Annotated in this window: 23 protein-coding genes; 18 read left to right on the forward strand and 5 right to left on the reverse strand. The window is 71.6% G+C overall.

What is annotated here, in order from left to right; all coding sequences use genetic code 11:
* The first annotated feature begins 244 nt into the window (after positions 1 to 244).
* The 4 genes from allB (at position 245) to J2N69_RS30735 (ending at position 7,780) form a co-directional block, all read left to right on the forward strand.
* Positions 245 to 1,597, forward strand: a complete 1,353-nt coding sequence (gene allB, locus J2N69_RS30720) for an allantoinase AllB (protein ID WP_230903607.1) — start codon at positions 245 to 247, stop codon at positions 1,595 to 1,597.
* 4 nt (positions 1,598 to 1,601) lie between these two features.
* On the forward strand, positions 1,602 to 2,714 hold the full coding sequence (gene alc / locus J2N69_RS30725; RefSeq protein WP_230903608.1) for an allantoicase: 1,113 nt from the start codon (positions 1,602 to 1,604) through the stop codon (positions 2,712 to 2,714).
* 147 nt (positions 2,715 to 2,861) lie between these two features.
* On the forward strand, positions 2,862 to 7,316 hold the full coding sequence (locus J2N69_RS30730; protein WP_230903609.1) for a DUF6531 domain-containing protein: 4,455 nt from the start codon (positions 2,862 to 2,864) through the stop codon (positions 7,314 to 7,316).
* The gene (locus J2N69_RS30735; RefSeq protein WP_127911943.1) at positions 7,313 to 7,780 is read left to right on the forward strand and encodes a hypothetical protein; all 468 of its coding nucleotides are present in this window, start codon (positions 7,313 to 7,315) and stop codon (positions 7,778 to 7,780) included. Before J2N69_RS30730 ends, J2N69_RS30735 begins: the two co-directional genes overlap by 4 nt.
* A gap of 17 nt (positions 7,781 to 7,797) precedes the next feature.
* On the opposite strand, the gene J2N69_RS30740 is transcribed toward J2N69_RS30735, so the two are convergent.
* Positions 7,798 to 8,538: an SDR family oxidoreductase gene (locus tag J2N69_RS30740; RefSeq protein ID WP_230903610.1), complete on the reverse strand. Its 741-nt coding sequence runs from the start codon at positions 8,536 to 8,538 to the stop codon at positions 7,798 to 7,800.
* Positions 8,539 to 8,752: 214 nt separating this feature from the next.
* Between J2N69_RS30740 and J2N69_RS30745 the strand changes: the two genes are divergently transcribed.
* From J2N69_RS30745 to J2N69_RS30755, 3 genes are all read left to right on the forward strand, one after another.
* The gene (locus tag J2N69_RS30745; RefSeq protein ID WP_230903611.1) at positions 8,753 to 9,361 is read left to right on the forward strand and encodes a dihydrofolate reductase family protein; all 609 of its coding nucleotides are present in this window, start codon (positions 8,753 to 8,755) and stop codon (positions 9,359 to 9,361) included.
* 140 nt (positions 9,362 to 9,501) lie between these two features.
* Positions 9,502 to 10,431, forward strand: a complete 930-nt coding sequence (locus J2N69_RS30750; RefSeq protein WP_230903612.1) for a DMT family transporter — start codon at positions 9,502 to 9,504, stop codon at positions 10,429 to 10,431.
* Between the two features lie 64 nt (positions 10,432 to 10,495).
* Positions 10,496 to 10,912 (forward strand): guanyl-specific ribonuclease, encoded by a 417-nt coding sequence (locus J2N69_RS30755; RefSeq protein ID WP_230903613.1) that lies wholly within the window; start codon positions 10,496 to 10,498, stop codon positions 10,910 to 10,912.
* Between the two features lie 35 nt (positions 10,913 to 10,947).
* Here the strand turns inward: J2N69_RS30755 and J2N69_RS30760 are convergent, their stop codons facing one another.
* Positions 10,948 to 11,157, reverse strand: coding sequence for a hypothetical protein (locus J2N69_RS30760; protein WP_230903614.1), 210 nt, complete (start codon positions 11,155 to 11,157; stop codon positions 10,948 to 10,950).
* Between the two features lie 188 nt (positions 11,158 to 11,345).
* On the opposite strand from J2N69_RS30760, the gene J2N69_RS30765 reads away from it, so the two are divergent.
* The 3 genes from J2N69_RS30765 to J2N69_RS30775 are packed head-to-tail and all read left to right on the forward strand — an operon-like array spanning position 11,346 to position 13,756.
* Positions 11,346 to 12,581: a sensor histidine kinase gene (locus tag J2N69_RS30765; RefSeq protein ID WP_230903615.1), complete on the forward strand. Its 1,236-nt coding sequence runs from the start codon at positions 11,346 to 11,348 to the stop codon at positions 12,579 to 12,581.
* Entirely contained in the window at positions 12,578 to 13,249 is a 672-nt protein-coding gene (locus J2N69_RS30770) for a response regulator (RefSeq protein ID WP_230903616.1), read from the forward strand. Before J2N69_RS30765 ends, J2N69_RS30770 begins: the two co-directional genes overlap by 4 nt.
* Positions 13,250 to 13,309: 60 nt before the next feature.
* Positions 13,310 to 13,756, forward strand: a complete 447-nt coding sequence (locus tag J2N69_RS30775) for a PaaI family thioesterase (RefSeq protein ID WP_230903617.1) — start codon at positions 13,310 to 13,312, stop codon at positions 13,754 to 13,756.
* A gap of 37 nt (positions 13,757 to 13,793) precedes the next feature.
* Here the strand turns inward: J2N69_RS30775 and J2N69_RS30780 are convergent, their stop codons facing one another.
* The gene (locus J2N69_RS30780) at positions 13,794 to 14,798 is read right to left on the reverse strand and encodes a Gfo/Idh/MocA family protein (RefSeq protein ID WP_230903618.1); all 1,005 of its coding nucleotides are present in this window, start codon (positions 14,796 to 14,798) and stop codon (positions 13,794 to 13,796) included.
* Between the two features lie 250 nt (positions 14,799 to 15,048).
* Here J2N69_RS30780 and J2N69_RS30785 point away from each other — a divergent pair, with 250 nt between their 5' ends.
* The 7 genes from J2N69_RS30785 to J2N69_RS30815 all read left to right on the forward strand — a co-directional run bounded on the left by J2N69_RS30785 (position 15,049) and on the right by J2N69_RS30815 (position 21,796).
* Complete coding sequence (locus J2N69_RS30785; protein WP_230904943.1) at positions 15,049 to 15,786, forward strand: GntR family transcriptional regulator; 738 nt, start codon at positions 15,049 to 15,051, stop codon at positions 15,784 to 15,786.
* Positions 15,787 to 16,011: 225 nt separating this feature from the next.
* A complete protein-coding gene (locus J2N69_RS30790; protein ID WP_392720841.1) occupies positions 16,012 to 17,001 on the forward strand; it encodes a sugar ABC transporter substrate-binding protein in 990 nt (329 codons plus the stop codon).
* Positions 16,998 to 18,053, forward strand: a complete 1,056-nt coding sequence (locus tag J2N69_RS30795) for an ABC transporter permease (protein ID WP_230903620.1) — start codon at positions 16,998 to 17,000, stop codon at positions 18,051 to 18,053. The genes J2N69_RS30790 and J2N69_RS30795 overlap by 4 nt, the downstream gene beginning before the upstream one ends.
* Positions 18,050 to 18,865 carry an ATP-binding cassette domain-containing protein gene (locus tag J2N69_RS30800; protein ID WP_127911933.1) on the forward strand — a complete coding sequence of 272 codons (816 nt, stop codon included), beginning with the start codon at positions 18,050 to 18,052 and terminating at the stop codon, positions 18,863 to 18,865. The genes J2N69_RS30795 and J2N69_RS30800 overlap by 4 nt, the downstream gene beginning before the upstream one ends.
* A 362-nt stretch (positions 18,866 to 19,227) precedes the next feature.
* Positions 19,228 to 20,385 carry an ROK family glucokinase gene (locus tag J2N69_RS30805; RefSeq protein ID WP_230903621.1) on the forward strand — a complete coding sequence of 386 codons (1,158 nt, stop codon included), beginning with the start codon at positions 19,228 to 19,230 and terminating at the stop codon, positions 20,383 to 20,385.
* Positions 20,386 to 20,985: a sugar kinase gene (locus J2N69_RS30810; protein ID WP_230903622.1), complete on the forward strand. Its 600-nt coding sequence runs from the start codon at positions 20,386 to 20,388 to the stop codon at positions 20,983 to 20,985.
* Between the two features lie 295 nt (positions 20,986 to 21,280).
* Positions 21,281 to 21,796, forward strand: a complete 516-nt coding sequence (locus J2N69_RS30815; protein ID WP_157996645.1) for a hypothetical protein — start codon at positions 21,281 to 21,283, stop codon at positions 21,794 to 21,796.
* On the opposite strand, the gene J2N69_RS30820 is transcribed toward J2N69_RS30815, so the two are convergent.
* Both J2N69_RS30820 and J2N69_RS30825 read right to left on the reverse strand, forming a co-directional pair.
* Entirely contained in the window at positions 21,780 to 22,691 is a 912-nt protein-coding gene (locus tag J2N69_RS30820) for a cytochrome c oxidase assembly protein (RefSeq protein WP_230903623.1), read from the reverse strand. The two genes, J2N69_RS30815 and J2N69_RS30820, sit on opposite strands and share 17 nt — an antisense overlap.
* Positions 22,688 to 23,185 (reverse strand): DUF2243 domain-containing protein, encoded by a 498-nt coding sequence (locus J2N69_RS30825; protein ID WP_230903624.1) that lies wholly within the window; start codon positions 23,183 to 23,185, stop codon positions 22,688 to 22,690. Before J2N69_RS30825 ends, J2N69_RS30820 begins: the two co-directional genes overlap by 4 nt.
* Positions 23,186 to 23,312: 127 nt before the next feature.
* Between J2N69_RS30825 and J2N69_RS30830 the strand changes: the two genes are divergently transcribed.
* Positions 23,313 to 23,837 carry a hypothetical protein gene (locus J2N69_RS30830; RefSeq protein WP_230903625.1) on the forward strand — a complete coding sequence of 175 codons (525 nt, stop codon included), beginning with the start codon at positions 23,313 to 23,315 and terminating at the stop codon, positions 23,835 to 23,837.
* Positions 23,838 to 23,842: the final 5 nt, after the last annotated feature.

Below are 23,842 nucleotides of genomic sequence, written 5' to 3' on the forward strand. Positions count from 1 at the left end.
TTGTGGATAGCTACGTTCTGATTGGCGGAATTCTAATTCCACTCTGTGGAAACGTCCAGTGTGGGTCTCTGGCGGCGCTTCGGTGACCTCGGATGGGCACCGGCTGCCGAAGTCAACTCTTGACGCCGCGCGGGCGAGCGTGAAAACTCCTTCAACAGAACGTTGAATTCCGTTAAGCGGAAACAAAAGGTCTGTGTAGCGGAACAGAAGAGAGGGGACACGGGTGTCCGAGAAGGACGTGGACGTGGACACGAGCGTTGCCGCGGGTGTGGAGCTGGTGCTGCGCTCCACCCGCGTCGTCACCCCGGAAGGGACGCGCGCCGCCTCCGTCGCCGTCTCCGGCGGGAAGATCGTGGCCGTCGCCGCGCACGACGCCGCGGTGCCGCACGGCGCACGTCTTGAGGACTTCGGCGACGACGTCCTGCTCCCCGGCCTCGTCGACACCCACGTCCACGTGAACGACCCGGGCCGCACCGAGTGGGAGGGCTTCTGGACCGCCACCCGCGCCGCGGCGGCCGGTGGCATCACCACCCTCATCGACATGCCGCTCAACTCCCTGCCCCCGACGACGACGGTGGACAACCTGCGCACCAAGCAGGACGTCGCCCGCAGCAAGGCGCACATCGACGTCGGCTTCTGGGGCGGCGCCCTGCCCGACAACGTCGCGGACCTCAAGCCCCTGCACGACGCCGGTGTCTACGGCTTCAAGTGCTTCCTCTCGCCCTCCGGCGTCGAGGAGTTCCCCGAGCTGAACCAGGACCAGCTCGCCACCTCCATGGCCGAGATCGCCGGATTCGGCGGCCTCCTGATCGTGCACGCCGAGGACCCGCACGAGCTGGACGCCGCCCCGCACACCAGCGGCCCCAAGTACGCGGACTACCTGGCGACCCGGCCCCGCGTCTCGGAGGACACCGCGATCGAGAAGCTCATCGCCCTGGCCAAGCGCATCGGCGCCCGCGTGCACGTCCTCCACCTGTCCTCCTCGGACGCCATCCCGCTGATCGCCGCCGCCAGGCGCGAAGGCGTCCGGCTGACGGTGGAGACCTGCCCGCACTACCTGACCCTGACCGCCGAGGAGGTCCCCGACGGCGCCAGCGAGTTCAAGTGCTGCCCGCCCATCCGCGAGGCCGGCAACCAGGACCTCCTGTGGGGTGCGCTGGCCGACGGCACCATCGACTGCGTCGTCACGGACCACTCCCCGTCCACCGCCGACCTCAAGACGGACGACTTCGCGACCGCCTGGGGCGGCATCTCCGGGCTCCAGCTGAGCCTGCCCGCCGTATGGACCGAGGCACGCAAGCGCGGGCACACCCTGGACGACGTGGTGCGCTGGATGTCCACGCGCACCGCGGAGCTGGTCGGCCTCGACCGGAAGGGCGCCATCGAGGCCGGCCGCGACGCCGACTTCACGGTCCTCGCGCCCGACGAGACCTTCACCGTGGACCCCGCGGAGCTGCACCACAGGAACCGGGTCACGGCGTACGCGGGCAAGACCCTCAGCGGCGTCGTGAAGTCCACCTGGCTGCGCGGCGAACGCATCCTGCACGGCGGCGAGTTCACCGAACCCGCGGGCCGACTTCTGGAAAGGAACAACTGAACCAGTGGCGATACCTTCCTTCACCGGCGACGCGAGCCCCTACGGCGGCGGCGAGCCCTACGCCGACTACCGCACGGCCGACTTCCCCTTCACCCAGTACGCCAACCTCGCCGACCGGCAGCTCGGCGCCGGGGTGATCGCCGCCAACGACGAGTTCTTCGCGATGCGCGAGAACCTGCTGCTCCCGCACCCGGCCGTCTTCGACCCCGAGCACTTCGGGCACAAGGGCAAGGTCATGGACGGCTGGGAGACCCGCCGCAGGCGCGGCGTCTCGGGCGAACACCCCTGGCCCACCGAGGCCGACCACGACTGGGCCCTCGTGCGGCTCGGCGCCCCCGGCGTCATCCGCGGCATCGTCGTCGACACCGCCCACTTCCGCGGCAACTACCCCCAGGCCGTCTCCGTGGAGGGCACCAGCGTCGAGGGCTCGCCGACGCCCGAGGAGCTGAGCGGCGACGACGTGAAGTGGACGACCCTCGTCCCGCGCACGCCCGTCGGCGGGCACGCCGCCAACGGCTTCGCCGTCGACGTCGAGCAGCGCTTCACGCACCTGCGCGTCAACCAGCACCCGGACGGCGGCATAGCCCGCCTGCGCGTGTACGGCGAGGTCGCCGCCGACCCGAAGTGGCTCGCCGCGCTCGGCACCTTCGACGTCGTCGCCCTGGAGAACGGCGGCCAGGTCGAGGACGCCTCCGACCGCTTCTACTCCCCGGCCACCAACACCATCCAGCCGGGCCGCTCCCGCAAGATGGACGACGGCTGGGAGACCCGCCGCCGCCGCGACACCGGCAACGACTGGATCCGCTACCGGCTCGTCCAGCAGTCCGAGATCCGCGCCGTCGAGATCGACACCGCCTACCTCAAGGGCAACTCGGCCGGCTGGGCCTCGCTCTCGGTGCGCGACGGCGAGAACGGCGAGTGGGCCGAGGCGCTGCCCCGCACCCGGCTGCAGCCCGACACCAACCACCGCTTCGTCCTGGACACCCCGGTCGTCGGCACGCACGTACGCGTCGACATCTTCCCGGACGGCGGCATCTCCCGCCTGCGCCTGTTCGGTTCGCTGACCGAGGACGGCGCCGCCAAGCTGGCGGCCCGCCACCAGGAGCTGGGCGGCTGATCCGCCCCCGCTGAACGTGGGGCGCACCGGGTGGACAGCCCCGGTGCGCCCCGCACCCATCTCCTGGACTTTCCGTCGGTACTTCCGCCCTTGTACATTCCTGCGTGCGCAAAGCTGCTGGTGAAGTACGTATACGGGGGTTGCGGCATGGCGGGCCATCGGCCGAAGGATTGGCATGTCCTGGATCTGGACAAGGATCCGACGCCGGGTGATCCGCACCGGGTGCGCAAGCTCGCCAAGGATCTGCATGACTTCTCCGATGACGTCGGCAAGGTGCTGCGGGACATCAAGGGGATGGCGGGCGAGGACGCGATCCTGCGGTGGGCGGGGAAGACGGCCGACGCTTTCACGGAGAAGTTCGAGAAGGCGCCGGAGAAGCTGAAGAAGCTGAAGAAGTCCTACGGGATGGCCGGCGACGCCCTGGCCGCGTACTGGCCGGAGCTGGAGCGCGCCCAGGCCCTGGCCGACAAGGCCCTGGTCAAGGGCCGCGAGGCGCAGGCGGACCTGAGCAGCGCCAAGTCCCGGCTCTCCTCCGCCGATTCCTGGGTGGAGAAGGCGGGCAAGGAGGCCGACAAGTACAAGGACGGCGGCTCCAAGGGCAAGGACGTGCCCAAGCCGGACGAGGACAAGGTCCGCGCCGCCACCCGTAACGCCGCCTCCGCGGAGAAGGCCCAGAAGTCCGCGCAGGGTGACGTCGACGCCGCCAAGAGCGCGCTGGAGGCGGCCAAGAAGATGGCCGCCGATGCCCGCAAGATGCGGGAAGAGGCCGCGGGCACCGCGAAGCGGAAGATCGACGAGGCCTCGGACGCGGGCATCAGGAACCGCAAGTGGTGGGAGGAGATAGGCGACTGGGTCTCCGACAACTGGGACACCATCGTCGAGATCTGCAAGGTCGTCGTCGCCGTCGTCGGCATCATCGCCATCATCATCGGCGGACCGATCCTCGCCGCCATCGTCATCGTCGCCGGCGCCATCGTCCTGGCCGACACCCTCAACAAATACCGAAAAGGCCAAGCAGGCCTGATGGACGTGGCGTTCGCCGCCCTCGACTGCGTTCCCGGCGCCAAGGGGCTGACCACCGCCGCCAAACTGGCCAAGGGGATGAAGGGCCTCAAGGGCATGAGCAAGGGCCTGAAGAACGGCCTGCGGCGCGGCGGGGACGACCTGGCCACCAGCAAGCCCGCCAAGGGCCGCTGCAAGAACGGCGACCCCGTCGACATGGTCTCCGGGGAAATGATCATGGAGAAGACGGACGTGGAACTGCCGGGCCTGCTGCCGCTGGTCCTGCGCCGCACCCATCTCTCGACCTACGAGTACGGCCGCTGCTTCGGCCCGTCCTGGGCCTCCACGCTCGACGAACGCCTCGAACTCGACCACGAGGGCGCCCTGTTCGCCACCGAGGACGGCATGATCCTCATCTACCCGGTGCCCGCACCCGGTGCCTCCGTCCTGCCGGTGGCGGGCCCCCGCCGGCCTCTGGACTGGGACGGTGCGCCCGGGGCGCCCATCCGCATCACCGACCCCGACACCGGCCACACCCGCCACTTCGCGCCGACCGGTCGCGCCGCGGCCGCCGACGAGGCGTTCACCCTCCCGCTCGCGGCGGTCACCGACCGCAACGGCCACCGCATCGACATCGACCGCGCCGCCGACGGCACCCCGGTCGCCGTACGCCACTCGGGCGGCTACCACATCGACATCGACACCGAGGGCGGCCGGGTGACCGGGCTGAGGCTGCGCGACCCCGAGGTCGGCCCCGCCGGCACGAGCCTGCTGACCTACCGCTACGACGCCGACGGCAACCTGAGCGAGGTCCGCGACTCCTCCGGGCTGCCGTACCGGCTCACCTACGACGAGCGCGGCCGCGTCACCTCCTGGACCGACCGCAACGACCACTGGTACCGCTTCACCTACGACGAGGAGGACCGCTGCGTCCGCGGCGAGGGCGCCGAAGGCTTCCTCGACTGCACCATCGGCTACGACCCCGACCTCCGTACCACCCGCTACACCGACTCGCTCGGCCACACCACCCGCTACGAGTACAACGAGCGGCTGCAACTCGTCTCGGTGACCGACCCGTTGGGGAACACCACGCGCACCACGTGGAACAGCCGGGACCAACTCCTGTCGCGGACCGACCCGCTCGGCCACACCACCCGGTACAGCTACGACGACGCGGGCAACATGGTCAGGGTCGAGCAGCCCGACGGCAACGTCACCACCGCCGTCTTCAACGAACTGAACCAGCCGGTGGTCATCACCGACCAGGACGGCCTGGTCTGGTCCCACGCCTACGACGGCCGCGGCAACCGGCTGAAGACGGTCGACCCGGCGGGCGCCGAGACCCACTTCGGCTACGACGGAGCGGGACGCCCCGTCTCCGTGACCGACCCGCTCGGCAGGGTCCAGCACGCCGTGTGCGACGCGGCCGGACTGACACTGGAGATCATCGACCCGCTCGGACAGCGGACCCGGGTCAGCCGGGACGCCTTCGGACGCATCGTCGCCGTCACCGATCCGTCGGGCGCGGTCACCCGCCTCACCTGGACGGTCGAGGGCCTGCTCGCGCGGCGCGAATCGGCGAACGGCGCGGTCGAGGGCTGGGAGTACGACGGCGAGGGCAACGTCCTGCGGCACGTCGACCCCGCCGGGCACACCACGTGTCACACGTACACGCACTTCGCCCTGCCGACGAGCCGACGGGACCCGGACGGCACGGTCCACACCTTCACGTACGACACCGAGCTCCAGCTGACCGCCGTGGTCAACCCGCAGCAGCTGCACTGGAGTCACACGTTCGACGCCGCGGGACGGCTGGTCGCCGAGACCGATTTCAACGGGCGGGAACTCACCTACACCCACGATGCCGCGGGCCGGCTCACCTCCCGTACCAACGGGGCGGGCGAGACCGTCCGCTACGAGCGGGATGTCTTCGGCCAGGTCTCGCTGGCGCGCTCCGCCGACGACACCACCTCGTACACCTACGACGCCTACGGCCGTCTCGTCCGCGCCGCCAACAGGGACGCGGAGGTCGAACTCGCCTACGACGCGCAGGGCCAGGTCGTGCGGGAGAGCATCAACGGACGGGTGACCTCGTTCGTCTACGACGCCGCAGGCCGCCGGACGACCCGCAGTACCCCGTCCGGAACGGTGTCCAGTTGGCAGTACGACGCGGCCGACCGGCCGCTGTCACTGGTCATGGCCGGTACGCGCATGGAGTTCCGGCACGATGCCGCCGGTCACGAGATACGCAGGAGCTTCGGCGACGGCGTCGCCCTCGCTCAGGGCTGGGACGCCGTCGGCCGGCTGGCCGACCAGACGATCAGCGCACGTACCGATGCCGGCGGCCGTGTCCTGTGCCACCGCTCGTACGCCTACCGGCCCGACGGGCACCTCACGGAGATCCGCGGGCCGGCCGCGCACAGCCGGCGCTTCAGCCTCGACGCCGCCGGGCGGGTCACAGGTGCCGACGGTGCCGGCCGGACCGAACGCTACGCCTATGACAGCGCGGGCAACCTCAGCCAGGCCCACGTGACCGGCTCGTCCGGCCATCCCGACGGGTGGACGGCGACCGGCACCCTCGTGCACCGGACGGGGAACGGCCACCACGAGTACGACGCCCAGGGGCGTCTCGTCCGTCGCAGCCGCCGCCTGCTGAACGGGCAGCGGCGGGTGTGGACGTACTCCTGGGACGCCGAGGACCGGCTCACCCGGGTGACCACACCGGACGGCGAGACCTGGCACTACCGGTACGACCCCCTGGGCCGCCGTATCGCCAAACAGCTGCAGGCCGCCGACGGCACGCTCGCGCGGCAGACCACCTTCACCTGGGACGGCAGTCTGCTCGTGGAACAGGTCACGGACGGCGTGGTGACGACGTGGGACTACGAGCCGGAATCCCACCGCCCCCTGGCCCAGACCGAGCGCGCTCAGGCCGACTACGACGTGCGTTTCCACGCCATCGTCACCGACCTGGTGGGAACTCCCACCGAACTCGTCTCCACCGGCGGTGACATCGCGTGGCAGACGCACACCACCGTATGGGGCGTGGCCGTTCCGCACCCGGAAGCCGACGCGTACGCCGCCACTGCCGACTGCCCCCTGCGCTTTCCCGGCCAGTATCACGACCCGGAATCCGGACTGCACTACAACTACGCACGCCACTACGACCCCGAGACGGCCCGGTACGCCTCCGCCGACCCCCTCGGCCTGGAGCCGGCACCCAACCACCACGCCTATGTGCCGAACCCGCTGACCTGGCAGGACCCTCTCGGCCTCGCCCGCCGGGGCCCCAAGGACCCGATCAATCTCAGCGAGGGCTACCGGGGCCGGATGGACACCTTCGACATCGGGCATGCCACAGACTTCGAAATGCATGTCTACGACAAGAACGGCCGGGAGGTCGGCCTGTACGGAAGCAACGGCTGGTTCGACAAACACCGCCTTGATTCCGATGTACAGGTCCCGCGCAGCGTGGAAAACCGCCTCAAGGGCGAGGCAGTAAAGTTCATGCGCAGAACCGGTCGCATCGGCCCTCGCGGAACCGAGGACATCTCCGGCGACAAATGGAAGCGGCCCCGCCTGAAAGGATCGTGCGGATGAAGTACGTGAAGGTCGACTGGGACCCGGAGCTCCACGGGTTCCGGACCGACGCGCGTGCCTATGTGGCCGCCCTTCCCGAATTCCGGGACGCGCTTCCCGAGGGGGCCCGCGCCTTCGCGTCCGAGGCCGGGCACTACGACTACACGAGCGAGCGGTGCGTCAAGGACCTGGAGCTCGCCGACATCGCCCTGCCCACGACGACCATGGGCAGGGCAGGCACCGCGTCGGTCACCTATCGCCCCAACCGGTGGAAGCACTCCGCCGGACTGCGGATCGAGTACACGGGCGTCACGCACTTCTCCGTCGACTACGAAGCGTCGATCGACTGGATGGAGGCCATCACGGTGCTGCTCGACGAGACCCTCCCGCACGAGGACGGCGTCGTGCACCGTACCGAACTGACGGACGCCATGATCACGGTCCGCTGCGCCGACCTGACGGCGACGTGGGTGGCGGTCCCGTGAGTGCGTGACCCCGGGTGTCAGGCGGCGTGGCCGCCGTCCACCGACAGCTCGGTGCCCGTGATGTACGCGGCGTCGTCCCCGGCCAGATAGGCCACGAGGGACGCCACCTCATCGGGGGAACCGAACCGGCCGAGCGCGGTCAGCACGCTCTGCCCCTCCGCGTAGGGGCCGTCCGCCGGGTTCATGTCGGTGTCGACGGGGCCCGGCTGGACCAGGTTCGCCGTGATCCGGCGCCCGCCGAGCTCCCGTGCCAGCGCCTTGTTGAGGCCGATCAGCGCGGCCTTGCTCGTCGCGTAGAGCGTGCCGCCGGGGCCCGGGACCCGCTGGGCGATGCAGCTGCCGATGGTGATGATCCGGCCGCCGTCGCGGAGCCGTCCCGCGGCGGCCTGCGAGGCCAGGAAGACCCCGCGTACGTTGATGGCCAGGAGCCGGTCGATGTCGGCGAGCAGGAGGTCGCCGAGGGGCCCGAGAACTCCGATGCCCGCGTTGTTCACCAGGATGTCCAGCCCGCCCAGGTCGTCCGCCGCGCGCTCCACGGCGCCCGCGGCGTCCCCGGCATCGGCCGCGTCCGCCCGCAGGGCGAAGCCGCGCCTCCCCATGGCCTCGATCTTCGTGACGACCTCCAGGGCCGCCGCCTCGCGGTGCACGTACGTGACCGCCACGTCCGCGCCCTCCCGAGCCAGGCGCAGCGCGATCGCCGCGCCCATGCCACGGCTGCCGCCGGTGACCAGGGCCGTCCGGCCGGTGAGAGAAGACATGTCTGTGCCTCGTTCCGTAGGGCGAATAAGTGCTTGCGGGTTCAATGAAAGGCGTCGGCGCGGTCGAGGGCTGGCGGGAAACGGACGCGCATCTGCCGCTGGCCGAGCGGCGATGACTTCCGGTCGGTGGCACGGTCTGAGTAGGTGACAAGACCGTGCTGACCGGTTGGCCGTGTTGACCGGTGGACCGTGTCACCGAGGAGAGGCCTTCGCCATGAAGATCACATTCACCCAGTTCCTCACCCTCGACGGGGTCTTCCAGGCCCCCGGCGGCCCCGACGAGGACCGCGGCGGCGGCTTCGAACACGGCGGCTGGTCGGTGCCCTACGGCGACGACGACTTCGGCGCCTTCATCGACCAGGTCTTCGCGCAGGCCGACGCGTTCCTGCTCGGGCGCGGCACGTACGAGATCTTCGCCGGGTACTGGCCCGCGGTGCACGACCCCGACAATCTCGTGGCCACCAAGCTCAACGACCTGCCGAAGTACGTCGCGAGCACCACCCTGACCGACGCCGACTGGCAGAACTCCCGGATCATCGGCCGCGAGGACCTGGTCAAGGACGTCACCGCGCTCAAGGAGCAGCCGGGGCGCGAGCTCCAGATGCACGGCAGCGGCGGTCTCGCGCGGTCCCTGATGGGACACGACCTGATCGACACCCTGCACCTGCTGACGTTCCCCGTCGTCCTCGGCACCGGCAAGCGGCTCTTCGCGGAGGGCGCCCCGCCCACCGCCTTCCGGCTGACGCAGTCGCGTACGACCTCCACGGGCGTCGTCATCAGCACGTACGAGCGCGCGGGGCGACCGGAGTACGGCACTTACTAGACCTGCGGCGTCATGGTCGCGCCTCGCGTGAGACGTCATCGCCATGCCTTCACCTCGCGATATTCGGCCGATACGGTGTGTGCTCCGCGTGAGAGCCGCCGAAGTCTCCACATCGCCGCACCCGTTGGAGACCGCGCCCCGTGTCGACGCTCGCCGCCCCCGCCACGCCCGCCCCGCGCAGCGCCTGGCGCACCGATCTGCCCGTCCTGCTCGTCGCCGTGGTGTGGGGCGCCAGTTATCTCGCCGCCAAGGGCATCACGACCACCCACACCGTCGTCGCCGTGCTCGTGCTGCGGTTCGCCGTGGTGCTGCCCGCGCTCATGGTGGCGGGATGGCGCTCACTCCGCGCGCTGACCGGCGCCCAGTGGCGGGGCGCCGGGGTCCTCGGGCTGATCCTCGGCGTCATCTTCCTCCTGGAGACGTACGGGGTCGTCCACACCTCGGCGACCAACGCGGGCCTCATCATCAGCCTCACCATGATCTTCACGCCGCTCGCGGAGGCCGCCGTGCGGCGAACCCGGCCGCCGCGCGCGTTCCTCGCGGCGGCCGGGCTCTCCGTGCTCGGCGTGGTCCTGCTGACGCAGGGCGGCGGCTTCACCCGGCCCTCGGCCGGTGACCTGCTGATCCTCCTCGCGGCCCTCGCCCGCACGGTCCACGTCCTGGCCATGTCCCGCGTCAAGGCGGTGCGCGACGCGGACTCGCTCTCCCTCACCACCGTGCAACTCGGTACCGCTCTGGGGATGTTCGCCGTGCTCGCGGCTCTGGGCACGGGACGTTCGCCGTGGTCCGTCGCCGTGGACTTCGGTGCGCGGGAGTGGGCCGGGCTGCTCTTCCTCTCCGTCTTCTGCACGCTCTTCGCCTTCTTCGTGCAGATGTGGGCGGTACGCAGGACCTCGCCCTCCCGGGTCAGCCTGCTGCTCGGCACGGAACCGCTGTGGGCCGCGGCGGCCGGCATCGCGCTCGGCGGTGAACGGCTGGGCACGGTGGGGCTGTTGGGCGGGGCGTTGGTGCTCGCCGGGACGAGCTGGGGGCGCGGCGCGCTGCGTGAACTGCCGGGTGGAAAAAGTTAACTCCCGGAGAATTCAGCGGCCTTGTCGTTGACACGCCAACCTCTACGCGCGTCACACTGATCCCATGCGAATCCCCCCACGAATGCTCGCCGTCACCGCTCTCGCCGCCGCCCTCTTCGCCGGCGGCCCCGTCACGGCCGCCGCGAGCGCGGCCCCCACCGCTCCCGTCGTGTCGGCGTCGGCGTACTCCGCCGCCGTCGGCGACATCTGTTACTCCGCGCTGCCCCCGCAGGCGCACGACACCCTGAAGCTGATCGAGGCGGGCGGCCCCTACCCGTACCCGCAGGACGGCACCGTCTTCCAGAACCGGGAGGGCGAGCTGCCGCGGCAGAGCTCCGGTTACTACCACGAGTACACCGTGGTCACGCCGGGCTCCGACGACCGCGGCGCCCGCCGCATCGTCACCGGGGAGAAGAGCCGGGAGGACTACTACACCGCCGACCACTACGCCTCGTTCGACCTGGTCGACTACGGCTGCTGAGGTCCGATGCGGCAGCGCGGCGGTGCGGCGCGTGCTCAGCCGGTCCTGCGGCCGCTCTCCGCCGCGGCGAACAGCGCGACCGCCAGCACGATCATGGCGATGCTCGCGTACAGCTCGTAACTCTCCAGGAAGCCGAAGCGCCGCAGCAGGCCCCAGCCGTACCGCTCGTCGGTGAGGTCGTGGACCGCACCACCGGCGCCCTGGACCAGCAAGAGGAAACCGAGACATTCCAGAAGCCGCTTCATGACCCAGATCCTCGCCCCACGCCTTCCCCGCGCACATCCGCCGCGGGGCGAGGATCTGCCCGGCGGATCGGTCCGAAAGTCGGGGCCCGCGCGACTTTGGTGCACGATCGCTCGCCGGGGCCGCCTACGGCCCTCCTCGGCCGCTGCCGGTGCGTAGATTTGTCGACCATGAGCGGTCACGAGCGGTCATGAGCAGTACTGAGTCCACGCGGCACCCCAGGAGACCCTGGGCGCTGCCGTCCGCCGTCGCCCAGGAGTTCGACCCGAGCAGAGCGGGGCGCGGGACGCGGCGGACCGTGCGCGACTGGTTCGCCGACTTCACCTGCTTCGGCGCGGCCGTCCTCCTCGGCATGATGGGCGCCGACGCCATCAGCTCCAACCCGCACGTCTCCCAGGGCCTCGCGGACTTCGACCAGGTCGTCGGAGCGTTCGCCTGCGCCGCGGTCTGGCTGCGCCGGCGCTGGCCGGTCGGCCTCGCCATCGCGATGGTGCCGGTCGGCCTGGCCTCCGACACCGCGGGCGGCGCGGCGGCCGTCGCCCTCTTCACCCTCGCCGTGCACCGGCCCTTCCGCTACGTCGCGTGGATCGGCGCCGCCTCGATCGCGGTGATCCCCTTCGCGTACCGGCTGCGCCCGGACGCCGACGCGTCGTACGGGGTGTCGATCGTCTTCGGGGTGCTGGTCAGCCTGACGGTCATCGGCTGGGGCATGTTCGTGCGCTCCCGCCGCCAGCTCCTGCTCAGCCTGCACGACCGGGCGCTGCGCGCCGAGAACGAGGCGGTCCTCCGCGCCGAGCAGGCCCAGCGGCTCGCCCGCGAGGAGATCGCCCGCGAGATGCACGACGTCCTCGCGCACCGCCTCACCCTGCTCAGCGTCCACGCGGGCGCCCTGGAGTTCCGCCCCGACGCACCCCGCCCCGAGATCGTCCGCGCGGCGGGCGTCATCCGGGAGAGCGCCCACGAGGCCCTCCAGGACCTGCGCCAGGTGATCGGCGTCCTGCGCGGCGGCGACACGGAGACCCCGGGCCGCCCGCAGCCCACGCTCGCCGCCCTGGACGCCCTGGTCTCCGAGTGCCGCGAGGCGGGCATGAAGGTCGTCCTCGACAGCCGCGTCCCGGACCCCGGGTCCGTGCCCGCCGCCCTCGGCCGCACCGCGTACCGCATCGCACAGGAAGCCCTGACCAACGCCCGCAAACACGCCCCCGGCGCCGAGGCCACCGTCACCGTCACGGGCGCGCCCGGCGAGGGCCTGACGCTGACCGTGCGCAACCCGGCGCCGCCCGGCGACGTGCCGCGGGTCCCCGGCTCCGGGCAGGGCCTCATCGGCCTCGCCGAACGCGCCTCGCTCGCGGGCGGCAGGCTCGGTCACCACCCCCTGCCCGGCGGCGGATTCCACCTGGAGGCCTGGCTACCGTGGGCGTCATGAAACCGATCAGGCTGCTCCTCGTCGACGACGACCCGCTGGTGCGCGCCGGGCTCTCCTTCATGCTCGGCGGCGCGGACGACATCGAGATCGTCGGCGAGGCGGGCGACGGCACCGAGGTCGCCCCGCTGGTCGGCGAAGTCCGCCCGGACGTCGTCCTGATGGACATCCGCATGCCCACGATGGACGGCCTCGCCGCCACGGAGGCGCTGCGCAAGCGCCCCGACGCCCCCGAGGTGATCGTCCTGACCACCTTCCACGCCGACGAACAGGTCCTGCGGGCCCTGCGGGCGGGCGCCGCCGGTTTCGTCCTGAAGGACACGGCGCCCGCCCAGATCGTCGCGGCGGTCCGCGCGGTCGCCGCGGGCGAACCGGTCCTCTCCCCGACGGTCGCCCGCCAGCTGATCGCGCAGGTGACCGGAGCCGACCCGCAACTGGAGCGCAGGAAGCGGGCGTTGGCGCGGCTCGACGCGCTCGGTGAGCGTGAGCGGGAGGTCGCCGTGGCGGTGGGCCGAGGCGGCTCGAACGCGGACATCGCGGCCCAGCTGTTCCTGAGCGTCGCGACGGTCAAGGCCCATGTCTCCCGCATCCTCACGAAGCTGGACCTCAACAACCGGGTGCAGATCGCGCTGTTGACGCACGACGCGGGGCTGCTGGACGAGGACGGCTGAGGGTGCGCCCGCGCCGTCCCCCGCTCGCCGGGCGGCCCCGGACGGTGGTAATAGTCGTGCATGACGGAGACGCCGCCCGAGCCCATCGACCTCGCCATGGCCCAGAAGGTCCTCGACGCCCAGCCGTTCAGCAGGCTCGTGCGGGCGCGCATCACGCGGTTCGGCGAGGGCGCGGCCACCCTGGAGATCGGCGCCCGCGAGGAACTGCGGCAGCAGAACGGCTTCCTGCACGGCGGAGTCCTCGCCTACGCCGCCGACAACAGCATCACGTTCGCCGCGGGCACCACTCTCGGCCCCGCCGTGCTGACCTCCGGCTTCTCCATCCAGTACGTACGTCCCGCGACCGGCGCCAGGCTGGTCGCCCACGCCGTCGTCGTGCACACGGGCCGACGCCAGGCGGTGGTCCGCTGCGAGCTGTTCAGCGTGACGGATGAGGCGGGCGTGAGCGAAGAGGACGGCCGGACGCTGTGCGCCATCGCCCAGGGGACCGTGCTCTCCACGGCGTGAGGGCCGGGCGCGGCTCCTCAAGCCTCCTCAACGCTTCTCAACTTGTGGCGATCTCCGCCATCGGCACCGGCCGCCGCTCCCGCCGCGACAATTCGCACGCCTCCGCGATCCGCAGCGCGTGCAGCGCCTCGCGGCCGTCGCAGGGGTTCGCCCGCTCCCCGCGTACGACCGCGACGAAGGCGGCCAGCTCCGCCTCGTACGCGGCGGCGAAGCGCTCAAGGAAGCCGGGCCACGGATTGCCCGGCGCGGGCGGGCCCGCCGGTTCCGCGGAGGTGAGGGGCGTGCGGTCGTCCAGGCCGACCGCCAACTGGTCCAGCTCACCGGCGAGTTCCATGCGTACGTCGTAGCCCGCGCCGTTGAGCCGGGTCGCCGTCGCCGTGGCGAGCGTGCCGTCGTCGAGGGTGAGGAGCGCCGCCGCCGTGCCCACGTCGCCCGCCTCGCGGAACATCGCGGGGCCCGCGTCGGAGCCGGTCGCGTACACCTGGGTCACCTCGCGCCCCGTCACCCAGCGCAGCACGTCGAAGTCGTGGACCAGGCAGTCGCGGTAGAGGCCGCCGGACAGCGGCAGGTACGCGGGCGGGGGCGGCGCCGGGTCCGAGGTGATCGCGCGCACGGTGTGCAGCCGCCCGAGCCGGCCCGCCCGCACCGCCTCGCGCGCCGTCACGTACCCCGCGTCGAAGCGCCGCTGGAAGCCGAGCTGGAGCACCGTGCCCGCGGCCTCGACCTCGGCGAGCGCGGCCAGGGTCCCCGGCAGGTCGAGCGCGATGGGCTTCTCGCAGAACACCGGGAGCCCGGCCCGCGCCGCCCGGCCGATCAGCTCGGCATGGGCCGCGGTCGCCGCCGTGATCACCACCGCGTCCACCCCGATGGTGAAGACGTCGTCCACCGAGGGCGCGGGCACCACTCCGGTCCGCGCGGCGAGATCGGCCGCCCGCACCGGGTCCGCGTCGGCGACGACGAGTGACGTCACGTCGGGGTGACGGCTCAGGGCCGCCGAGTGAAAGGTGCCGATACGGCCCGTTCCGATCAGTCCGATGCGCATGGGGCCACCCTCCTCATAGCCGCCCGCCCTGTCAATCCTTTGTCAGGACAAACGAACCAACCGAGGCGGTGCGCGCTGATCTCGCACGGCAGCGTGTCAGCGTCGAGCCCATGTGCTGCCCGCGCCGTCCGCGTCTTGTCCGGACAACAGAACTTCCTGACTTCCCGCCGTCATTTCCCCGGACTACGCTCGGCCCGTGTCCAAACCAGCCGCCAGATCAGCTCAGCACGGTCGGGCCGACGACCCCACCGTGACCCTCCGGCTCGGCGTCGACCGCGGCAGCCCGGTCCCGCTCTACTTCCAGCTCGCCCAGCAGCTGGAGGCGGCGATCGAGCGCGGCGCCCTCACCCCGGGCAGCCTCCTCGGCAACGAGATCGAGCTGGCCGGACGGCTCGGCCTCTCCCGGCCCACCGTCCGCCAGGCCATCCAATCTCTCGTCGACAAGGGCCTGCTCGTACGGCGCCGGGGCGTCGGCACGCAGGTCGTGCACAGCCAGGTCAAGCGCCCCCTGGAGCTCAGCAGCCTCTACGACGACCTGGAGGCGGCGGGCCAGCGGCCCGAGACCCGCGTCCTGCGCAACACCGTCGAGCCGGCCTCCGCCGAGGTGGCCGCCGCGCTCGGCGTGGCCGAGGGCGACGAGGTGCACCGCGTCGAGCGGCTGCGGCTGGCCCACGGTGAGCCCATGGCGTACCTCACCAACCACCTGCCGCCGGGACTCCTCGACCTCGACACCGGGCGCCTGGAGGCCACCGGCCTCTACCGCCTGATGCGCGCCACCGGCCTGACCCTGCACAGCGCGCGGCAGTCCGTCGGCGCCCGCGCCGCCACCGAGGAGGAGGCCGAGCGCCTCGCCGAGCCGCCGGGCGCCCCGCTGCTCACCATGCGGCGCACGACCTTCGACGACACGGGACGCGCGGTCGAGTTCGGTGCGCACGTCTACCGGGCGTCGCGCTACTCCTTCGAGTTCCAGCTCCTCGTACGGCCGTAGGAGCCTGCCTCGCCGCGGGGCCCCACCGGGCACGGTCGTCAGAATGTTCTGACAAAGTCATTGACGGTGCCGCGTCAGCGCCGCTAGAACTCCCCCAACCGCGCTCGGGCGATCCGCGTGGTCGATACTTGGGCGGCTGGGGCCGGGCATCCGGACCGGCCGCACGGAGCAGCAGACCAAGAAGGGCACGGCGTCGTGACAAGGGTGAAGACAGGGGTACGCGCGGTGGGGGCCGTGCTGGTGGCGGTGCTCGGCGTGACCGCGGGACTGACCGGATGCAGCAGTACCGGCGGCAAGCGCGCCGAGGACGCCCGCAAGGCGGCAGCGGCGGGCGGCAGGGCCGCCGTGGACACGCCGCGCTGGACCTTCGGCATGGTCACGCACTCCGGCGATGGCGACACCTTCTGGGACATCGTGCAGAGCGGCGCCAAGCAGGCCGCGGTCAAGGACAACATCAAGTTCCTGTACGCCCATGACGACGAGGCCCAGCAGCAGGCCCAGCTCGTCGACTCGTACATCGACAAGAAGGTCGACGGGATCATCGTCACGCTGGCCAAGCCCGACGCGATGAAGGGCGCCCTGGCCCGAGCGAAGAAGGCCGGCATCCCGGTGATCACGGTGAACTCCGGCTCCGCCGAGTCCAAGAAGTTCGGCGCGCTCACCCACATCGGCCAGGACGAGACGATCGCCGGCGAGGCCGTCGGCGAAGAGCTGAACAAGCGCGGCAGGAAGAAGGCGCTGTGCATCCTGCACGAGCAGGGCAACGTCGGCCATGAGCAGCGCTGCGAGGGCGCCAAGAAGACCTTCGACGGCACGATGCAGAACCTCTACGTGACCGGCACCAACATGCCCGACGTCCAGTCCTCCATCGAGGCCCGCCTGCAGAGCGACAAGTCGGTCGACGCCGTCGTCACCCTCGGCGCGCCCTTCGCGGACACCGCCGTCAAGGCCGCGGACAGCGCGGGCAGCAAGGCCGAGGTCGCCACGTTCGACCTCAACGAGAAGGTCGCCGCGGGCCTGAAATCCGGCGACCTCGGCTTCGCCGTCGACCAGCAGCCCTACCTCCAGGGCTACCAGGCCGTCGACCTGCTCTGGCTGTACAAGTACAACGCCGACGTGCTCGGCGGCGGCAAGCCCGTGCTGACCGGCCCGCAGATCGTCACCAAGGACCAGGCCGACGAGCTCGAGGATTACGCGAAGCGAGGCACCCGATGACCGCCACAGCGCCCGCACCGGCACCGGGTGCCGAGGGCGACGAGCGGCTGCTGAAGACCTCGCCGCTGAAGAAGCTCCTCGGCCGCCCCGAGCTGGGCTCGGTCGTCGGCGCCGTCGCCGTCTTCGTCTTCTTCGCGATCGTCGCGGACAGCTTCCTCCAGGCCACCAGCCTCGCCACGGTGCTGTACGCCGCCTCCACCCTCGGCATCATGGCGGTGCCGGTGGCGCTGCTGATGATCGGCGGCGAGTTCGACCTCTCGGCGGGCGTCCTGGTCACGACGTCCGCGCTGATCTCCTCGATGTTCAGCTACCAGATGACGGCGAACGTCTGGGTCGGCGTCCTCGTCTCGCTCGTCGCGACCCTCGCGGTCGGCGTCTTCAACGGCGTCATGCTCACCCGCACCGATCCGCCGAGCTTCATCATCACGCTCGGTACGTTCCTGATGCTGACCGGCATGAACCTCGGCTTCACCAAGCTGATCAGCGAGACCGTCTCCACCAAGTCGATCGCCGACATGGAGGGCTTCTCCTCCGCCCAGGACGTCTTCGCCTCCACCATCACCATCGGCGGCGTCGACTTCAAGATCACCATCGTCTGGTGGCTCGCCCTGATCGCGGTCGCCACCTGGATTCTGCTGCGCACCCGCGTCGGCAACTGGATCTTCGCGGTCGGCGGCGGCGAGGAGGCGGCCCGCGCGGTCGGCGTCCCGGTCGCCGCGACCAAGATCGGCCTCTACATGGGCGTCGCCTTCGGCGCCTGGATCTCCGGGCAGCACCTGCTGTTCAGTTACGACGTGGTCCAGTCCGGCGAGGGCGTCGGCAACGAACTGATCTACATCATCGCGGCCGTCATCGGCGGCTGCCTCATCACCGGCGGCTACGGCTCCGCGGTCGGCGCGGCCGTCGGCGCGCTGATCTTCGGCATGGTCAGCAAGGGCATCGTCTTCGCCGAGTGGAACCCCGACTGGTTCAAGTTCTTCCTCGGCGTGATGCTGCTCCTGGCCACCCTGCTCAACCACTGGGTCCGCAAGCGCGCGGAGGCGACGAAATGACGGAAGAGACCGACGCGACGCCCGTGACGGAGCGCACGCCTCTCGTCGAGCTGGACGACGTCAGCAAGTATTACGGCAACATCCGCGCCCTCGAAGGCGTGTCCCTGGAGGTCCACGCGGGCGAGATCTCCTGCGTCCTAGGCGACAACGGCGCGGGCAAGTCCACCCTCATCAAGATCATCGCGGGGCTGCACCAGCACGACGCGGGCGGCTTCCGGGTCGAGGGCGAGGAGACCCGGCTCGGCTCGCCGCGCGAGGCCCTGGACCGCGGTATCGCCACCGTCTACCAGGACCTCGCCGTCGTCCCGCTGATGCCGGTCTGGCGGAACTTCTTCCTCGGCTCCGAGCCGACGAAGGGCGTCGGCCCCTTCAAGCGCATGGACGTCGACTTCATGCGCGAGACGACGCGGGCGGAGCTGCTGCGCATGGGCATCGACCTGCGCGACGTGGACCAGCCCATCGGCACCCTCTCCGGCGGCGAGCGCCAGTGCGTGGCGATCGCCCGCGCCGTCTACTTCGGCGCGAAGGTGCTGGTACTGGACGAACCGACGGCGGCACTCGGCGTCAAGCAGTCGGGCGTCGTCCTGAAGTACGTGGCCGCGGCGCGGGACCAGGGCCTCGGCGTGGTCCTGATCACGCACAACCCCCACCACGCGTACCTGGTCGGCAACCGCTTCGTGCTGCTGAAGCGGGGCGTGATGTCGGGCTCGTACGCCCGCGAGGACATCACCCTCGACGAACTGACCCGAGAAATGGCGGGCGGCAACGAACTGGACGACCTCCGTCACGAACTGGAGGGACGGGGCGCCTAGCGCCCCGCCAGGGGCGCGGGGAACTGCGCGACAAGCCACGACGTGGCCGCAGACGCGTGTGCTGCGTTCTCGGCAGTCGCGTCTGCGGCCTTTTCGTCGGCCGACCCTCCGTCCGGGCGCCCCGCCAGGGGCGCGGGGAACTGCGCGCCCAGCCACGACCTGGTCGCAGACGCGTGTGCTGCGTTCTCGGCAGTCGCGTCTGCGGCTGTTCGTCGGCTGAGCGCGCAGTTCCCCGCGCCCCTGGGGGGCGACACCGCCGACCTCCGCCACGCTGGAGGGACAGGGCGTCCAACGCCCCCGCGGCGACCACACCCCGTATCCCGTTGTGCGCGCCCCCGCGAGAGTGAGGCAGAATCGCCGCAATGAGCACCTACCGCGACCTCGCGCACCGCGGCTCCGCACGAGCCACCGTCCTGCGGACCGTGGGCACGCGCGAACGCCGATCCCACCTGACGGCCCCCCGCGTCAACACCGTCGGCATCGACATCGGCGGCACCAAGGTGATGGCGGGCGTCGTCGACCCCGACGGCAACATCCTGGAGACGCTCCGCACGGAGACCCCGGACAAGTCCAAGAGCCCCCGGGTCGTCGAGGACACCATCGTCGAGCTGGTCCTGGACCTCTCCGACCGGCACGACGTGCACGCGGTCGGCATCGGCGCGGCCGGCTGGGTCGACGCGGACCGCAACCGCGTCCTGTTCGCCCCCCACCTGTCCTGGCGCAACGAACCGCTCCGCGACCGCATCTCCGGCCGCCTCGCCGTGCCCGTCATGGTGGACAACGACGCCAACACCGCCGCCTGGGCCGAGTGGCGCTTCGGCGCGGGCCGCGGCGAGGACCACCTCGTCATGATCACGCTCGGCACCGGCATCGGCGGCGCGATCCTGGAGGACGGCCAGGTCAAGCGCGGCAAGTTCGGCGTCGCCGGCGAGTTCGGGCACATGCAGGTCGTCCCCGGCGGCCACCGCTGCCCCTGCGGCAACCGCGGCTGCTGGGAGCAGTACAGCTCCGGCAACGCGCTGGTCCGCGAGGCCCGCGAGCTGGCCGCCGCCGACTCCCCGGTGGCGTACGGCATCATCGACCGCGTCAAGGGCAACGTCCCCGACATCACCGGCCCCCTCATCACCGAGCTGGCCCGCGAGGGCGACGCGATGTGCGTGGAGCTGCTCCAGGACATCGGCCAGTGGCTGGGCGTCGGCATCGCCAACCTCGCCGCCGCGCTCGACCCCTCCTGCTTCGTGATCGGCGGCGGCGTCAGCGCCGCCGACGACCTCCTGATCGGCCCGGCCCGCGACGCCTTCCGCCGCCACCTCACCGGCCGCGGCTACCGCCCCGAGGCCCGCATCGCCCGCGCCCAGCTGGGCCCCGAGGCAGGCATGGTGGGCGCCGCCGACCTGGCCCGCCTGGTCGCCCGCCGCTTCCGCCGCGCCAACCGCCGTCGCGTCGAGCGCCACGAACGCTACGAGCGCTTCGCCGAGGCCCGCCGCACCGACGACCGCACTTCGCAGGGAACCCCGTAGATGACCGTCCCCCGCCAGCCCACGCCCCCGGACCTCCCCGGCGCCCACGAGCCGGGGCGCGACGGAGGCCGGACCGAGGACCACCGCCACATGATCCGCCGCCGCTGGCTGACGGCGACGATCATCGTGCTCCTCATCGGCATCCCCGCCGGCTACCTGGTGATCTCCGCGAACCAGAGCCGCAACAGCGGCCGCGACAAGGAGGACAAGTACTCCGCGACCGGCCTCACCGAGGGCTGGCCCTCCAAGGTGCAGCGCCGCCTGTACGACGTGCCGATCCCGCCGTACTCGGCGGAGGTCGCCTACTACGAGACGAACAACTGGCGCACCAGCCGCCTCTACGTCCAGTTCCTCACGAGCAACGAGGGCCTGGACAAGTTCCTCAAGCAGGTCGGGACGGACAGCGGCAAGCTGAAGCCGAAGGACATCACCATCAGCAAGCGCGACCAGAACGTCGTCGGCTGGGAGTTCACGGGCCCCGGCCCCTGGTCGGGCCTGACCCACGAGCAGAAGGACCCGGTACCGACGCTGGACGTGGTCGTCGACCGCGCGAACGCCCGGCACCCCATGGTGTACGTGGTGTCGACGACGACGCCCTGACGGCGCATGAGCACGCTCTGACGAGAAGGGAGTTGTGACCCGGTAGGGTCGCAACTCTTTCTCTCGCCCAGGAAGGTGTGCGTGCCATCCAGCACGTGTTCCGGCCCGGCGGCCAACCGACCCAGCAGCGGTGCACGCGGCGGTGTGCGGCGCGGGGTCACTCACGCGTCGGCCGCCTGCCGACGGGTGACACCGCGCGACCAGGCGGGTGATCCACGCGGCCAAGTCATTGCCCGTGGCGCTCCGCCGGAGTTGAGGTGGGCTCGTTCCACTCGCCCCCCTCTTGGAGGTTCCCTTGCCGCGCACCCGTTCCCGTACCCGGCTGCTCCGCGCCGGTGTGCTCACCGCCGCTTCCGCGATGCTGGCCGGCACCGCCCTGGCCGGTACCGCCGAGGCGGCTCCGAAGCCCGAGGCCAAGGACAAGAAGGACGTGAAGGTCCTCGACTGGCTGGCGGTCAAGCAGTCGGACAGCAGGCCCAAGCACGCGCGTGTCGGCGTCGACTGGACCATCCACTCGCACCTGTACACCAACCGCAAGGGCCACCCCGGCAAGAAGATCGGCGACGCCTCCTCGCACTGCAGCGTGGTCGACGTGAACCACCGCGGGTACGTCGCCCTGTGCCACCGGGTGCTGCGGACCGACAAGGGCGGCATCAGCCTGAGCGACACCATCGACCACTACGGTCCGCACCCGCACGGCGGCTACTCGAAGGTCACCGGCGGCACGGGCAAGTACCGCGAGGCCGAGGGCCAGGCGGAGATCACCATGCGGCACGACATCGCGCGGTACCGCATCATGCTCGACGACTGACCGTACGCCCGCCACGGGCGTCAGTCGGCCTCCCGTTCGTCTGCCGGGGCCCTTCCTGGGCCCCGGCAGCGTGCTGTCCGGCACTCCCCGGCGCGCGCCGCACGCGGCGGCGCAGCGCGCGGCCACCGGCGGCGTACCACTGGGCGGCGAGCACCGAGGCGAGGGCGATCTCGACGAGGTCGCCGCCGTAGTACATGAGCCGGGCGGCGGTGTGCACGTCGTCGGCCGTGAAGCCGGTGCCCGGCGGCGGAGCGGCATAGAGGGTCTTGGCGAGGACGGCGTGGGCCCAGCCCGCGGCCAGCAGGGTGGCGCCGCGCCAGGCGAGGCTCCACCGTCGGCGCACCGGGTCGAGCCGGCAGACGGCGAAGGTGAACAGCAGCCCGGCCGCCAGGACGTGCAGGTGCACGGCGGCGCCGAGCAGCGGCCGGTGGTGGGTGGCGGCCAGCAGGGGAGTGCGGTGGAGCAGCCACAGGCCGCCGATGTCCAGCAGGGCGGCCAGCGGCGGGAACAGCAGCCACGCGGCGGGCCGGGAGTGCGCGACGGCCAGCAGACCGCGCCGGACCCGGCCGGGCGGCAGGGTGCGCAGGACGAGGGTGAGCGGGCGGCCCAGAACCAGCAGCAGCGGGGCGGCCATGGCGACGGCCAGGTGCTGGGCGACATGGGCGGTGAACGGCCCGCCCGGCGGCGTACCGACGACGGCGTGGGCGAGGACGGCACCGCCGGCGGTGAACGACGCGTCCCGGTGACGCGGCCAGGCGTCGCCGCGCCGGCGCAGGCGGGCGGCGGCCGTCAGATAGGCGAGCACGACCAGCGCGACCAGTACGACCGTCAGCTGGGCGGCGGTGGCGACGGACCCGAGGGGCCATGGCCAGGCTCCGGTGTGTGCCTGCGTCACGCCGTCGGCCTGTCCCGTGACGCGCGGCGGCGTGCACGTACGGCCAGGGCGGCGCCGACCAGGAGCAGGACGAGACCGGTGGCGTTCCACGCCCAGTCGTAGGGGGTGACGTCGACGCCGTAGCGGACCTGGTGCAGGCGCAGCAGCTTGTGGTCGACGATCCCGTCGAAGAGCTGGAAGATGCCGAGCCCGAGGAAGAACCCGGCCCAGGCGTGCGCGACGGACAGGGCCCGGCGTCGGCGCAGGTCCGCGAAGAGGAAGAACCCGGCGACCAGGGCGAGGAGTTCGCCGGTGTGCAGCAGCCCGTCGGACAGCAGGCCGATGCCCAGGGTGGACCGGTCGTAGAAGTGGTGCCAGTGGAGGATCTGGTGGAAGACGATCTCGTCGAGGGCGGCCATCACCGCCACTCCGATCAGCGCGGACACCGCCAGCGACCGCTCCGGTCGGGGGTGGGCGTCGGTGGCGCCGGGTGGAACCGGTCGGCTGCTGCTCATCGCGGCTGCATCTCCTGGGGGGGCTCGGGTGCGCTACGTGTACCCGCGTGGGCCCCGAGAAGCCCGCTCGGCGCCGCATACGGGTGAGGAGCGATGAGGACGGGCGAAGGGGGGAACCCGTAGGGACATGATCAAACGTGCGCTGTGGCAAGGACTCCTCGCGGGCACGGCAGGAGTCGTGGTGATGACGCTGGGCGAGAAGGCCGAGCAGCGCCTGACGGGCAGGCCCGACTCCCATGTGCCGGCGCGCACCCTGGAGCGGCTGACGGGCAGGGCGGAGCGGCCGGGACGTCAGCCGGTGGCGGTGAACCTGGCGATGCACTACGGCCAGGGCGCGCTGCTGGGCGTACTGCGGTCGGTGATGGCGCACGCCGGGCTGCGCGGGCCGGTGTCCTCGGCGCAGTTCGCCGTCGTGCGCCTGACCAACGACCAGATCCTGGAGAACGCCACGGGGGTCGGAGCGCCGCCGCAGACCTGGCCGCGCAAGGAACTGGTGGTGGACCTGCTGCACAAGACCGTCTACGCGTTCGCCACGGGCGCCGTCGCCGACGCCCTGGCGGCACGCTCCGGCCCGGGCCCCGGTCAGCGGCACGCCGCCCTGCGGCCGGGCCGCCACGCGGACGTGGGGCCGCTGCCCCGCCACCTGGCCTGACGGGG

The sequence above is a fragment of the Streptomyces huasconensis genome, assembly GCF_021028635.1.
Classification (GTDB): domain Bacteria; phylum Actinomycetota; class Actinomycetes; order Streptomycetales; family Streptomycetaceae; genus Streptomyces; species Streptomyces huasconensis.